The organism is Methylobacterium sp. TK31 (genome assembly GCF_055361545.1).
Genome location: NZ_CM143964.1, coordinates 4133769 through 4147900 on the forward strand (window position 1 = coordinate 4133769; position 14132 = coordinate 4147900).

Annotated in this window: 11 protein-coding genes; 7 read left to right on the forward strand and 4 right to left on the reverse strand. The window is 70.4% G+C overall.

The features are described from left to right. Nucleotides 1-27 precede the first annotated feature (27 nt). Nucleotides 28-927: a ParB/RepB/Spo0J family partition protein gene (locus ACXJY8_RS19195; protein ID WP_463780820.1), complete on the forward strand. Its 900-nt coding sequence runs from the start codon at nucleotides 28-30 to the stop codon at nucleotides 925-927. A gap of 3 nt (nucleotides 928-930) precedes the next feature. On the opposite strand, the gene holA is transcribed toward ACXJY8_RS19195, so the two are convergent. The 3 genes from holA to leuS all read right to left on the reverse strand — a co-directional run bounded on the left by holA (nucleotide 931) and on the right by leuS (nucleotide 5458). Beyond that, a complete protein-coding gene (gene holA / locus ACXJY8_RS19200; RefSeq protein WP_463772206.1) occupies nucleotides 931-1959 on the reverse strand; it encodes a DNA polymerase III subunit delta in 1029 nt (342 codons plus the stop codon). A 13-nt stretch (nucleotides 1960-1972) separates the two neighbouring features. After that, on the reverse strand, nucleotides 1973-2548 hold the full coding sequence (gene lptE, locus ACXJY8_RS19205) for an LPS assembly lipoprotein LptE (protein WP_463772209.1): 576 nt from the start codon (nucleotides 2546-2548) through the stop codon (nucleotides 1973-1975). A gap of 309 nt (nucleotides 2549-2857) precedes the next feature. Next, nucleotides 2858-5458, reverse strand: a complete 2601-nt coding sequence (gene leuS, locus ACXJY8_RS19210) for a leucine--tRNA ligase (protein WP_463772213.1) — start codon at nucleotides 5456-5458, stop codon at nucleotides 2858-2860. Nucleotides 5459-5701: 243 nt separating this feature from the next. On the opposite strand from leuS, the gene ACXJY8_RS19215 reads away from it, so the two are divergent. Next, nucleotides 5702-6463: a YggS family pyridoxal phosphate-dependent enzyme gene (locus ACXJY8_RS19215; RefSeq protein ID WP_463772218.1), complete on the forward strand. Its 762-nt coding sequence runs from the start codon at nucleotides 5702-5704 to the stop codon at nucleotides 6461-6463. A gap of 120 nt (nucleotides 6464-6583) precedes the next feature. On the opposite strand, the gene ACXJY8_RS19220 is transcribed toward ACXJY8_RS19215, so the two are convergent. Then, the gene (locus ACXJY8_RS19220; protein WP_463772221.1) at nucleotides 6584-7012 is read right to left on the reverse strand and encodes a MarR family winged helix-turn-helix transcriptional regulator; all 429 of its coding nucleotides are present in this window, start codon (nucleotides 7010-7012) and stop codon (nucleotides 6584-6586) included. Nucleotides 7013-7103: 91 nt separating this feature from the next. On the opposite strand from ACXJY8_RS19220, the gene ACXJY8_RS19225 reads away from it, so the two are divergent. The 5 genes from ACXJY8_RS19225 (at nucleotide 7104) to aceE (ending at nucleotide 14121) form a co-directional block, all read left to right on the forward strand. After that, complete coding sequence (locus ACXJY8_RS19225; RefSeq protein ID WP_463772225.1) at nucleotides 7104-8420, forward strand: MFS transporter; 1317 nt, start codon at nucleotides 7104-7106, stop codon at nucleotides 8418-8420. Between the two features lie 369 nt (nucleotides 8421-8789). Continuing rightward, complete coding sequence (locus ACXJY8_RS19230) at nucleotides 8790-9512, forward strand: amino acid ABC transporter permease (RefSeq protein WP_463772229.1); 723 nt, start codon at nucleotides 8790-8792, stop codon at nucleotides 9510-9512. A 40-nt stretch (nucleotides 9513-9552) separates the two neighbouring features. Further along, a complete protein-coding gene (locus tag ACXJY8_RS19235; protein WP_463772232.1) occupies nucleotides 9553-10245 on the forward strand; it encodes an amino acid ABC transporter permease in 693 nt (230 codons plus the stop codon). Nucleotides 10246-10352: 107 nt separating this feature from the next. Further along, complete coding sequence (locus tag ACXJY8_RS19240; protein ID WP_463780823.1) at nucleotides 10353-11081, forward strand: amino acid ABC transporter ATP-binding protein; 729 nt, start codon at nucleotides 10353-10355, stop codon at nucleotides 11079-11081. Nucleotides 11082-11457: 376 nt separating this feature from the next. Further along, the gene (gene aceE, locus ACXJY8_RS19245) at nucleotides 11458-14121 is read left to right on the forward strand and encodes a pyruvate dehydrogenase (acetyl-transferring), homodimeric type (RefSeq protein ID WP_463780825.1); all 2664 of its coding nucleotides are present in this window, start codon (nucleotides 11458-11460) and stop codon (nucleotides 14119-14121) included. Nucleotides 14122-14132 lie beyond the last annotated feature (11 nt).

Below are 14132 nucleotides of genomic sequence, written 5' to 3' on the forward strand. Positions count from 1 at the left end.
TCAGGTTCGGAGTTGAAGCAGGTGGCGATGGCGGATGATGTGGTGCGGCCCCGGCTCGGGCGCGGCCTCGCGGCCCTGATCGGCGATTTCGGCGACGACAATGCCGAGGCGAGCAAGTCCCAGGCGCAGCGCAAGGTCGCGGTGGAGTTCCTACGCCCGAACCCGCGCAACCCGCGCCGCCGCTTCAACGAGTCGGACCTCGAGGAGCTGTCCGCCTCGATCAAGCTGCGCGGGATCATCCAGCCGATCGTGGTGCGGGCGCTCGCGGGCGTGCCGGACACCTACGAGATCGTGGCGGGCGAGCGCCGCTGGCGCGCGGCCCAGCGCGCCGGGCTCCACGAGGTGCCGGTGGTCACGGTGGAGATCGACGACCGGACCTCCCTCGAATTCGCCATCCTGGAGAACGTCCAGCGTACCGACCTCAACGCCATTGAGGAGGCCGCCGGCTACGAGCGCCTGATGAGCGAGTTCCAGTACAGCCAGAGTGAACTCGCCGAGATCCTGGGCAAGAGCCGGAGCCACCTCGCCAACACCCTGCGCCTGCTCCAGCTCGCCCCGGCGATCCAGGACCGGGTCGTGGCCGGCGAGATCACGGCGGGCCATGCCCGCGCGCTGCTGGGCGTGCGCGATGCCGAGGGCGTCGCCCGCCGCATCGTGGAGGAGGGGCTGTCCGTCCGCGAGGTCGAGGCCCTGGCCTCCGCCGAGGTGCCGGAGGGCGACGCCCCCCGGCCCGGCCGGCCCCGCCGCGCGGCCGAGAAGGACGCCGAGATCCGCACCCTCGAACAGGCCATGGCCCGGGCGCTCGGCGTGACCGTGGCGCTGAAATCCAAGGTGGCGGGGGCGGGCGAGATCCGCATCCGCTACGAGACCGCCGAGGAGCTCCGGGGGCTCTGCAACCGCTTCAAGGTCGTGCTGCCGGAGGGCTGACGCTCAGCGCCGGCGGGCGGCCTCGCCGGCGATGCGCAGGAGCGTGCTCGACGCGTGGGCATGAGCCAGGTCCGGGTCCGCCCGGCGGCAGGCCAGCACCGCGTCCTGCAGCAGCTGGATCGCGTGCCGCAGGGCCGGGGGCGACCAGCGGGCGAGCTGGGTCTCCACGAGCGCCTTGCGCCGGAAATGCAGGCCGCGCCAGTTCGCCACCATCGCGCCGGCGCTCTGCCCCTCCCCGGCGAGCCGGGTGGCCAGCAGCGTCAGGGCGTGCCGCAGGGCCGAGCCGAGCATGACGGACGGGTCCATGCCCTCGTGGCGGAAGCGGCGGTAGTCGCGCTCCACCTCGCCGCTGCGCCCGGCGAAGGCGGCGTCGATCAGCGTGTTGAGCACGCTGCCGGCGACGTCGCTGACCACCGCCTCGACGTCGTCCAGGCTGACCTGGCCCTGCCCGCGGGCGTAGAGGGCGAGCTTCTCGATCTCCGACAGGCTGGCGCCGCGGTCGCCGCCGAGGCTGGTGGCGAGGACGTCCCGGGCGTCGCGGGCGATGCGCAGGCCCTGGTCCTGGAGCGTGCGGTCGATGAGGTCGGCCAGCGCCCGCTCATCGTCCGGGTAGCAGGGCAGGGCGAGGGCCTTCGGCGACTTCTCGCAGAGGGTGCGCAGGGGGGCGCTCTTGGCCAGGTCGCCGCCCTCCACCACGATGCGGGCGTTCTGGATCTCGGCCTTCAGGGCCGCCTCGACCGCGGGGGCGTAGTTGCGGCTGCCCGACCGGACCCAGATCGTGCGGGTGCCGTCGAACAGCCCGACGGTGCCGGCCTCGTCCACGAGGCGGCCGGGGTCCTGGGCGAGCACGTCCCCGTCGATCTTCACCATCGCGAAGGGGTCGCCCGGATCGCTGACGAAGGCTTCCGCCAGCGCCTTGGCACGGGTGAAGACGAGGCCGGTATCGGGGCCGTAGACGAGCAGGACCGCGATGCGCGGGTCGGGCCCGCGCCGGATCAGCCCGTCGACGTCGCTGGCCTTGACGGCGGTCACGGGGCGGTCCGGCTCAGGGCTTGGTCACCAGCACGGAGGCGATGCGCGTCTTGATCTGCTCGGCCAGGACCTTGGCGAGGCGGATCTCGGCGTCGCGGGCGGCCCGCAGGCTGGCGAAGCGCTGGATCGAGCGGTCGTAGGTCGCGGTCGAAGTCGCCACGCCCTCGCTGATGATCTTGGTGCCGCTCAAGTCTTCGAGGGCGTACTTGACCGTACCCACGATGGTGCCGGCCTCGGCGCGACCGGTCTGCGAGGAGACGATCGGGGTCTGCACCGACTCGCTGCCCTGCATCTTCAGGCGGTAGCGCTTGGTCGAGGGCTGGCCCGAGCCGTCGAGGTCGAAGATGAGCTCGCTGCGCAGGTAATGCCCAAGGCGTTCCTGGCCCTGCGCCATCGCCACGTCGTCGACCTGCACCGAGGCGAGGAGGGCGGCCATCGGCTCGCCCGAGGCGGTGGGGCCGTAGAGGGGGCGGAAGCAGGCCGACAGGTTGAGCGCCAGGGTGGCGACGACGGCGACCCGCGCGGCCCGGCCGACCGTGCCGGTCGCCGCTGCCCGAACCGCCCCTGCCCCGTTTGCCAAGCGCATCATGCCCGCCGCCGTCTCGCTGTCTCGTCCCGCCCGTCTGTACGGCGAACCGGGGTCCGACGACAGCCTAATCGGCGCAAGCTTTACGTTTCCTATCCGGCAGGATCATGGTCGCCGGACCGGGGGTGTGGACGTTGTAAGCGTCCCTCCGTCCCTCGCGGGGAGAGGCCGGGAGCGGGGGTCGTGCCGCCAGCCCCCTGTGCGTGAGGGTCACCCAACTACCCCTTCCGCCAACGCCTCCCCGCAGGCTCGACGGATCGCGGGCAGGCCCGAGATCCGATGGGGCGGAGGGCCTGGCGGCGCGGATCCCGATCAGACGACGAGGTTCACGATCCGGCCCGGAACCACGATCACCTTCTTCGGGGCGCGGCCCTCCAGGGCCCGCTGCACCGCCTCGTCGGCGAGCACCAGGGCCTGGACCGCGGCGACGTCGGCGCTGCGCGGCACCGTGACGTCCGCCCGCTTCTTGCCGTTGAGCTGGACGGGCAAGGTGACGCTGTCCTCGACGAGGAGCGCACGCTCCACCTCCGGCCAAGCCGCCTGCGCGACGAGGCCGTCGCGGCCGAGCGCCCGCCAGCATTCCTCGGCCAGATGCGGCATCATCGGGGCGATCAGCTGGGTCAGGATCCCGGCCGCCTCCCCGGCGACCGTCCGCGAGACGCCGCCCCGCAGGGCCTCGTCCAGGGCATTGGCCAGGGTGTAGATGTGGGCGACGCAGCGGTTGAAGCGCAGGCGCTCCACGTCCTCCTCCACCGCGGCCAGGGCCTTGTGCGCGGCCTTGCGCAGGGCGGCGTCGCCCGCTCCCTCGGCCGTCTCGACGGCGCTCGCCAGGGAGACGAGGCGCCAGACGCGCTGGACGAAGCGGGCCGCGCCCTGGACGCCGTCCTCGGTCCAGATCACGTCGCGCTCGGGCGGCGAGTCGGAGAGCATGAACCAGCGCGCGGTGTCGGCGCCGTAGCTGGCGATGATGTCGTCCGGGTCGACGACGTTCTTCTTCGACTTCGACATCTTCTCGATCGCGCCGATGCTGATCGGCTCGGCCGTTTTCACGTGAAACGCCTCGCGCGTGCCGGACTCGGCCGAGATCCGGATGTCGGCCGGCGGGACCCAGGCCCCGGCCGCATCCTTGTAGGTCTCGTGGACGACCATGCCCTGCGTGAACAGGCCGTCAAAGGGCTCCGAGACGCCGGACCACTCGGTGGCCTTCATCGCCCGCATGAAGAAGCGGGCGTAGAGCAGGTGCAGGATCGCGTGCTCGATGCCGCCGATATACTGGTCGACGGCGAGCCACTGGTCGACGGCCCTGCGGTCGGTGGGCGCGTCCTGCAGCCAGGGCGCGGTGAAGCGGGCATAGTACCAGGACGAGTCCACGAAGGTGTCCATGGTGTCGGTCTCGCGCCGCGCCGGCTGCCCGCAGGTGGGGCAGGGGACGTTGCGCCAGGCGTGGTCCCGCTCCAGCGGGTTGCCGGGCACGTCGAAGGAGACCTCGTCGGGCAGCTTCACCGGCAGGTCGGCCACCGGCACGGCCACGGGGCCGCAGGCCTCGCAATGGATGATCGGGATCGGACAGCCCCAATAGCGCTGGCGCGAGACGCCCCAGTCGCGCAGGCGGAACTGCACCTTGCGCTGCGCCACCGGCTCTCCGTCGAGGATCTCCGCCTCCAGGCGGTTGGCCACCGCGTGGAAGGCCTCGTCGGTGGTCATGTCGTCGAGGAAGCGCGAGTTGATCATCCGCCCGTCGCCGTCATAGGCGGTGTCGGTGACGACGAAGCGCGCCGCGTCCTGGTCCTCCGGGCAGACCACCGGGGTGTTGCCGAGCCCGTACTTGTTGGCGAAGTCGAGGTCGCGCTGGTCGTGGGCCGGGCAGCCGAACACGGCGCCGGTGCCGTACTCCATGAGCACGAAGTTCGCGACGTAGACCGGCAGCAGCCAGGACGGGTCGAGGGGGTGGCGGACCTTCAGCCCGGTGTCGAAGCCGAGCTTCTCCGCCGTGTCGATGGCGGCCTGGGCCGTGCCGGTGCGCCGGCACTCCTCGATGAAGTCCTGCAGCGCCGGGTGGGCCGGCGCGAGCGCCGCCGCGATCGGGTGGTCGGCCGCGATGGCCAGGAACTTCGCCCCGAACAGGGTGTCGGGCCGCGTGGTGTAGACCTTGATTTCGGGCTCGATCGGGGACGGCGGCGCCTCGAGGGCGAAGCGGACCTCCAGCCCCTCGGAGCGGCCGATCCAGTTCTTCTGCATCACCCGGACCTTCTCCGGCCAGCGCTCCAGGCCGTCGAGGGCGTCGTAGAGGTCCTGCGCGAAATCGGTGATCTTGAAGAACCACTGGGTCAGCTCGCGCTGCTCGACCAGGGCGCCGGAGCGCCAGCCGCGCCCGTCGATGACCTGCTCGTTGGCCAGCACGGTGTGGTCCACCGGGTCCCAGTTCACCTTGGCCGTGCGCCGCGTCACCAGCCCCTTGCCCAGGAAGTCGAGGAACATGCGCTGCTGGTGCTTGTAGTAGTCGGGATCGCAGGTCGCGATCTCGCGGCTCCAGTCCAGCGACAGGCCCATGCTCTGCAACTGGCCGCGCATGGTCGCGATGTTGGCGTAGGTCCAGTCGCGCGGGTTGACCTTGCGCTCCATGGCGGCGTTCTCGGCCGGCAGGCCGAAGGCGTCCCAGCCCATCGGGTGCAGCACGTTGAAGCCGCGCGCCCGCTTGTAGCGCGCCACCACGTCGCCCATCGCGTAGTTGCGCACGTGGCCCATGTGGATGCGCCCCGACGGGTAGGGGAACATCTCCAGCACGTAGTATTTCGGCCGGGGATCGTCGTTCTGCGTGGCGTAGATGCCCGCCGCGTCCCAGGCCTGCTGCCAGCGCGGCTCGGTCTCCTTGGCGTTGTAGCGCTCGGGAGCGGGTTTGGGGGTGGTCGTCATGGGCCGGGCGCCGGGGTTCTGGGGGTGAGGGGCGGCCCGCGCGGCGCGGGCCTGCCCGGAGAGGCTGGGGGCCGGACTACCACGGGGAGGGGAGGGGTCAACACGGATCGGGGTGCGCCGCCCGCGGGGGAGCTTCGTCGCGGGCGCCGCGTTGGCGCGATGCGCCTTTTCCTTCGCGACCCCGCGCCCGGGATGGTAGTCCCGGGCCGACCGTCCCACCGAACCCCGTCCCGTCGAGGCAGCATGGCCGACCCCCTTTCCCACGACGCCTCCCCCGACGATGCGTCCCGCGCCGACGCCTCCCCCGGCGACGCCCCGTCCCCCCCGAGCGCCGCCGACGTGGTGGCCGGGCTGGCGGCGGTGCGCCGGCAGATCGCCCAGGCGGCGGAGGATGCGGAGCGCGATCCCGCCTCGGTCGCCCTGGTGGCGGTGTCGAAGACGATCCCCGCGGCGGGCATCCTGCCGGCCCTCGAGGCCGGGCAGCGCCTGTTCGGCGAGAACTACGTGCAGGAATCGAAGGCCAAGTGGCCCGCCCTGCGGGAGCGCTTCCCGGATGTCGAGCTCCACCTCGTCGGCCCGCTGCAATCCAACAAGGCCCGGGAGGCGGTGGAGCTGTTCGACGTCATCCACGGCCTCGACCGGCTCTCCCTGGCGGCGGCGCTGGCCAAGGAGATCGAGCGGGCGGGGCGGGCGCCCAAGCTCCTGATCCAGGTCAATACCGGCGACGAGCCGCAGAAGGGCGGCGTCTCGCCGGCCCAGGTCGACACTCTGCTCTCCGCGTGCCGCGAGACCCACGGCCTCGCGATCCAGGGGCTGATGTGCATCCCGCCCGCCGAGGCGCCGCCCTCGCCCCACTTCGCCCTGCTGGCCCGGATCGCCGAGCGCCACACCCTGCCGATCCTGTCGATGGGCATGAGCGCGGATTACCCCGCGGCGATCCAGATGGGCGCGACCCATGTCCGGGTCGGCACGGCGATCTTCGGGGCCCGTCCCCGCAAGGGGTAGGCACTCCGTCTCATCCGGTCTCCGGCCGACCCGTTCGGGTTCCGGCGCGGGTCCCCTCTCCTGGAAGGAGAGGGAGAACGGCACGCACAGGCTGACCGAAGCCATCAACCGGAGCCCCTGTCACACCACTCGGACCACCCGCGCCAGGGCGCTGCGCAGGTCCGCCGCCGCCTCGGCGCCGTAGCGCGCCTCGAAGCCCGCCTGGGCCACGCGCCAGAGGGGCTCGGCCTCGGCGATGCGCCGCCGGCCCGCCTCGGTGAGGTGCAACGCGCGGGTGCGCCCGTCCGGTCCCGGCCCGACGGCGAGGAGGCCGTCGCGCTCGAGGGGCTTCAGGCCCCGGCCCATGGTGGTGCGGTCCATGGCCATGGCCTCCGCGAAGGCGTTGATCGAGATCGGGCCGAGCCGCCGCAACCCCACCAGCATCGCGTATTGCGAGGTGCGCAGGCCCGCCGGCGCCAGGTGCCGGTCGTAGAACTGCGTCACCTGCCGGGCGCCCTGGCGGATCGCGGTGCAGTGGCAGAGGGGGACGGGGCGTGGGGGCTCGGCCATCGGGGGTCCTGAAACGCGGCCCCTTGTCTAAAGCGTGCATATGCGCTTATGCAAGCGTGGCGCCGGTCGGGCGGCGCTCCGGAGACGTGCCATGGCCGCCGATCCCACCCTGCGCCTGTCCGACGCCGTCGCGCGCGGCCTCGCCCGCCGCGGCGTGCATTACGGCTGGGCGGTCGCCGGCGCCACCTTCCTGACCATGCTGGTGACGGCGGGCGCGGTCGGGGCCCCCGGCGTCCTGATGCTGCCGCTCCAGAAGGAGTTCGGCTGGGACACGGCGACGATCGGCTCGGCGCTGGCCGTGCGCCTCGTCCTGTTCGGCCTGATGGGCCCCTTCGCCGCCGCCCTGATGAACCGCTACGGCCCGCGCCGGATCGTGCTCCTGGCCCTGGCGCTGATCGCCGGCGGCCTGCTGGCCTCCTTGGGGATGACCCAAGTCTGGCAGCTCGTCCTGCTCTGGGGCGTGGTGGTGGGTATCGGCACGGGGCTCACCGCCCTGGTGCTCGGCGCCACGGTGGCGACGCGCTGGTTCTCGCGCTCGCGCGGCCTCGTGGTCGGCCTCCTCACCGCCAGTTCCGCCACGGGCCAGCTCGTCGTGCTGCCGCTGCTGGCCGCCCTCACGGAGGCGCTCGGCTGGCGCGCCGCCCTCCTGGTGATCTGCGCGCTGCTCCTGGCGGCGGCCCTCGGCGTCCTCGCCCTGATGCGCGACCGGCCGGAGGATCTCGGGCTCGCGCCCTACGGCGAGACGCGCCCCGTCGCGGCTCCGACAGCCCCGGGCCCGAGCGCCGGCGGCGCCCTCGCGGCCCTGCGCGAGGCGGCCCGCACCCGCGTGTTCTGGGTGCTGTTCGCCACGTTCTTCATCTGCGGGGCCAGCACCAACGGGCTGATCCAGACCGACTTCATCCCCCTCTGCGCCGATTTCGGCATCGGGCCGGTGCAGAGCGCCAGCGTGCTGGCGGCGATGGGCGTGTTCGACTTCGTCGGCACGGTGGCCTCGGGCTGGCTCTCCGACCGCTACGACAACCGCTGGCTCCTGTTCTGGTACTACGGCCTGCGCGGCCTCTCGCTGATGTTCCTGCCGTTCTCGGACTTCTCCTTCGTGGGCCTGTCGCTGTTCGCGGTGTTCTACGGCCTCGACTGGATCGCCACGGTGCCGCCCACCGTGCGGCTGACCGCGGCGCGGTTCGGGCGCGAGCGCGCCAATCTCGTCTTCGGCTGGGTCTTCGCCGGCCACCAGCTCGGCGCGGCGACGATCGCCTACGGCGCCGGCCTCTCGCGCACGGAGCTGGCGAGCTACCTGCCGGCCTTCTTCGCCGCCGGGGCGCTCTGCCTCGCCGCCGCCCTGCTGGTCCTCACCCTCGGCCGCCCGGCGCCGCAGGGTGTCCCGGCGGCCACACCGGCCCGGGCCTGAGCCGGGGCCGGCCCGCCCCCTCGGGCACTGGTCCGGATGATGCTAGGGGCGGGCACCGATGTGCCACCCTGGGTCCCGTCCGATCCGTCCCGCCCCCCTCCGTGCCCGGTCGAATCGCCCGAGGGCCGCCGCTCCGCCCCCTCGGGACGAGTCGGCGGTCGTCGCGTGGCGTGCGCGGGGCCGTGCCCGGAAAAGCAGCAAAACTCTGGAAATGTCAGTGTGGGACCGGGGCGCGACCCTCAAGGCCCTGGACCTTCCGCTCAAGGTCTCGGCACTGTCCGACACAGCACCGCCACATTCACGGGCGTTCGCCCGCTCATCTGCCACGGGCGCTCGCCCGGATGCCCGATCACAGGGGACGACGACGCGATGAACTACAACTGGAACTGGGGCATCTTCTTCGAACAATCCCCGGAAGGCACCGGCACCTACGCCGACATGCTGCTCTCGGGCCTGACGTGGACGGTGGTGACGGCCCTCTGCGCCTGGGTGATCGCCTTCTTCCTCGGCTCCCTCATCGGCGTGATGCGCACCCTGCCCTCGAAGACCGCCAATGCCGTCGGCACGGTCTATGTCGAGCTGTTCCGCAACATCCCGCTCCTGGTGCAGATGTTCCTCTGGTACTTCGTCCTGCCGGAGGTGCTGCCGGGTTCCTGGGGCAACTGGGTCAAGCAGCTGCCGAACGCGCCGTTCTACACGGCCGTGGTCTGCCTCGGCTTCTTCACCGCCTCCCGCGTCGCCGAGCAGGTGCGCGCCGGCATCCAGGCCCTGCCCCGCGGGCAGAAGATGGCCGGCACCGCCATGGGCCTGACCGTCTACCAGACCTACCGCTACGTGCTGCTGCCCAGCGCCTACCGGATGATCCTGCCGCCGCTGACCTCGGAATTCCTGAACAACCTCAAGAACACCTCCGTGGCCCTGACCATCGGCCTGCTCGAACTCACCGCCCGGGCCCGCGCCATGCAGGAATTCTCGTTCCAGGTGTTCGAGGCCTTCACCGCCGCCACCATCCTCTACGTCCTGATCAACGTCGTGGTGATCTTCACCTCCGGCTGGATCGAGCGCCGCGTCGCCGTCCCGGGTCATCGCTGAGGGATCGCCCTCAGCCCCCTCATCCTCAAGGATCGCCGCGATGCTCGCGAATTTCGACTTCTCCGTCATCACCTCCGCGCTGCCGTACCTGTTCCTCGATGGCATGCGCTTCACCCTGACGCTCACGGCCCTCGCCGCCCTCGGGGGCATCGTGCTCGGCACGCTCATCGCGATGATGCGGCTCTCCAGCATCCCGGTGATCCCGCAGGTGGCCAAGGGCTACGTCAACCTGATGCGGTCGCTGCCCCTCGTGCTGGTGATCTTCTGGTTCTACTTCCTGGTGCCCTATCTCGGGCAGTGGGTGACCGGGGCCGACCGGCCGATGACGGTGGGCGCCTTCACCTCGTCGCTGGTGACCTTCACGCTGTTCGAGGCGGCCTACTTCTCCGAGATCATGCGCGCCGGCATCCAGTCTATCCCCAAGGGCCAGGCCGCCGCGGCCTCGGCGCTCGGCCTGACCTACTTCTCCGCGATGCGGAGCGTGATCCTGCCCCAGGTCTTCCGCAACATGACGCCGATCCTGCTGACCCAGACCATCGTCCTCTTCCAGGACACCTCGCTGGTCTACGTCCTCTCGATCACCGACTTCCTCGGCGCGGCCTCGAAGATCGCCCAGCGCGACGGCCGCCTCGTCGAAATGTATCTCTTCGCCGCCGTGGTCTACTTCGCGGTCTGCTTCGTGGCCTCGATGGCGGTGCGCCATCTCCAGAGGAAGATTGCCATCATCCGCTGACGCCGGACGCTCCCCCGCCGGATCGTCACCCTCGCATTCCGAGCCCTGAGGTTTTTTCCATGCGCACCCCGCTGAACACGTCGCAGGCCCCCGAGACCACCGGCCCGATGATCACCATGAAGTCCGTCAGCAAATGGTACGGCGACTTCCAGGTCCTCACCGATTGCACCACCGCCGTGAACAAGGGCGAGGTCGTCGTGGTCTGCGGCCCCTCGGGCTCGGGCAAGTCGACCCTGATCAAGTGCGTCAACGCCCTCGAGCCCTTCCAGAAGGGCGAGATCGTCGTCGACGGCACGCCCGTGCACGACAAGAAGACCAACCTGCCCAAGCTGCGCGCCCGGGTCGGCATGGTGTTCCAGCACTTCGAGCTGTTCCCGCACCTCTCGATCACCGACAACCTGACCCTGGCCCAGATCAAGGTGCTCAAGCGCGACCCGGGCGTCGCCCTCGACACCGGCCTCAAGCTGCTCGACCGGGTCGGCCTCTCGGCCCATGCCAAGAAGTTTCCCGGCCAGCTCTCCGGCGGCCAGCAGCAGCGCGTGGCCATCGCCCGGGCGCTGGCCATGAACCCGGTGGTGATGCTGTTCGACGAGCCGACCTCGGCCCTCGATCCCGAGATGGTCGGCGAGGTGCTCGACGTCATGGTGCAGCTCGCCCGCGAGGGCATGACCATGATGTGCGTGACCCACGAGATGGGCTTCGCCCGCAAGGTCGCCAACCGGGTGATCTTCATGGACAAGGGCGAGATCGTCGAGGACGCCACCAAGGACGACTTCTTCGGCAATGCCCGCTCGGAGCGGGCGCAGAACTTCCTGTCCAAGATCCTGGTGCACTGATCGCCCTGCGCTGATCCGAGCGCCCCTGGCGGGCGCACCGATCCCGCGCCGGACGGCGAACGACAGAGAGCCGGTTCCGATGACACGGAACCGGCTCTCTGTCGTTGGGGCCGGCTCCCCCGATCCGCGAAACGCTCCCTGCCGGGAGGGCCGGGATTCGTCGGCGGGCGGCCTCTTGCCGGTGGCTCCGGTCCGGAAAGCCGGACAAAAAAATTGAAACCCGTAACAAATTTCGCAGACCAAAAACTTTCCGCTCTGCCGAAGCCATTGCCACATAAGACGAAAAGCGCTTGGTTGGCCGTGGCACGAACGCTGCTGACGGTGGCGAGCCAAAGAGCGGTCCGTGAGAGCCGCGAAAGAATTCCAGGAGGATGCCATGGAGCGTAGCCGCGACCTCGATCCCGTCGAGACGCAGGAATGGCTCGATTCGCTGGACGGCGTCCTCGACGTCGACGGGCCGGAGCGGGCGCATTACCTGATCGAGCAGGTCATCGACGGGGCCCGCAAGAAGGGCGCTCCGGTCCCCTATTCCGCCAACACCGCCTACCTGAACACGATCCTGCCCGAGAAGCAGGACCCGCATCCCGGCGACCGGGCCATCGAGCACCGCATCCGCTCGGCCATCCGCTGGAACGCCATCGCGATCATCCTGCGGGCGAACAAGGACTCGTCCGAGCTCGGCGGCCACATCGCCAGCTTCCAGTCCGCCGCGACCCTCTACGACACCGGCTTCATGCATTTCTGGCGGGCGGCCGATGCCAGCCACGGCGGCGACCTGATCTACGTGCAGGGCCATTCCTCGCCCGGCGTCTATGCCCGCGCCTTCCTGGAAGGCCGCCTGACCGAGGAGCAGCTCCTCGGCTTCCGGCAGGAGGTCGGCGGCAAGGGCCTGTCGTCCTATCCGCATCCCTGGCTGATGCCGGATTTCTGGCAGTTCCCCACCGTCTCCATGGGCCTCGGCCCCCTGATGGCGATCTATCAGGCGCGCTTCCTGCGCTACCTGCACCACCGCAACCTCGCGCAGACGGACGGCCGCAAGGTCTGGGCCTTCATGGGCGACGGCGAGATGGACGAGCCCGAAAGCCTCGGCGCCATCGCGCTCGCGGCGCGTGAGAAGCTCGACAACCTCGTCTTCGTCATCAACTGCAACCTGCAGCGCCTCGACGGCCCGGTGCGCGGCAACGGCAAGATCGTCCAGGAGCTCGAGGCCGATTTCCGGGGTGCCGGCTGGAACGTCATCAAGGTGCTGTGGGGCTCGGGCTGGGACGCCCTGATCCAGAAGGATCACACCGGCATGCTGGCGCGCCTGATGGAGGAATGCGTCGACGGCGAGTACCAGGACTTCAAGTCGAAGAACGGCGCCTATATCCGCGAGCACTTCTTCGGGCGCTACCCGGAGACCGCGGCGCTGGTCGCCGACATGAGCGACGACGACATCTGGCGCCTGACCCGCGGCGGCCACGACCCGCGCAAGGTCTTCGCCGCCTACAGCGCCGCCTCCAAGCACAAGGGCCAGCCGACCCTCATCCTCGCCAAGACCGTCAAGGGCTACGGCATGGGCGAGTCCGGCGAGGGCCAGAACATCACCCACCAGCAGAAGAAGATGGGCGAGGCGGTCCTGCGCCAGTTCCGCGACCGCTTCCAGATCGAGCTGAGCGACGACCAGTTGAAGGAGATCCCCTTCATCAAGTTCCCCGAGGGCAGCCCCGAGCACCGCTACCTGATGGCGCGGCGCGAGGCGCTGGGCGGTCCGCTCCCGGCCCGGCGGCGCACATCGCAGGCCCTGGAGATCCCGCCGCTCTCGGCCTTCTCGGCCCAGCTCAAGGAGACCGCGGGCCGCGAGATCTCCACCACCATGGCCTTCGTGCGCATCCTCAACACGCTGCTGCGCGACAAGAACATCGGCAACCGCATCGTGCCGATCGTGCCCGACGAGAGCCGCACCTTCGGCATGGAGGGCATGTTCCGCCAGTTCGGCATCTTCTCCCAGGTCGGCCAGCTCTACCGGCCGGAGGATGCCAACCAGCTGATGTACTACAAGGAGGACAAGAACGGTCAGATGCTCCAGGAGGGCATCAACGAGCCGGGCGCGATGTCGTCCTGGATCGCGGCCGCGACCTCCTACTCGCATTCCGACGCGCCGACGATTCCCTTCTACGTCTACTACTCGATGTTCGGCTTCCAGCGGGTCGGCGACCTGGCCTGGGCGGCGGGCGACATGCGGGCCCGCGGCTTCCTCATCGGCGGCACGGCGGGGCGCACCACGCTCAACGGCGAGGGCCTGCAGCACGAGGACGGCCACAGCCACCTGATCTCGTCCACCATCCCGAACTGCGTCTCCTACGACCCGACCTTCTCCTACGAAGTGGCGGTGATCGTACAGGACGGCCTGCGCCGGATGTATGCCGAGCAGGAGGACGTGTTCTACTACATCACCGTGATGAACGAGAACTACGAGCACCCCGGCATGCCGGAGGGCGCGGAGGCCGACATCATCAAGGGCATGTACCTGTTCAAGGAGGGCCCGAAGGAGACGAAGCAGGGCCACCGGGTGCAACTCCTGGGCTCGGGCACCATCCTGCGGGAGGTGATCGCGGCGGCCGAGCTGCTGGAGCGGGATTTCGGGATCGGCGCAGACATCTGGAGCTGCCCGAGCTTCACGGAACTGCGCCGGGACGCGATGGCCGCCGAGCGCTGGAACCTCCTGCACCCGCTCGAGGGCAAGCGCCTCTCCCATGTCGAGACCTGCCTGACCGGCCGCACCGGCCCGGTGATCGCGGCCACCGACTACATGCGCCTGTTCGCCGACCAGATCCGCACCTGGGTGCCCGGACGCTACCGTGTGCTCGGCACCGACGGCTTCGGCCGCTCCGACTACCGGGCCCGCCTGCGCGACTTCTTCGAGGTCAACCGGCACTGGGTCGTGGTGGCGGCCCTGCACAGCCTCGCCGAGGAGGGCGTGATCCCGGCCCAGACCGTGGCCGACGCCATCGCCCAGTACGGCATCGACACGGACCGGCCGGCACCCTGGACCGTCTGATCCGGCCCGGC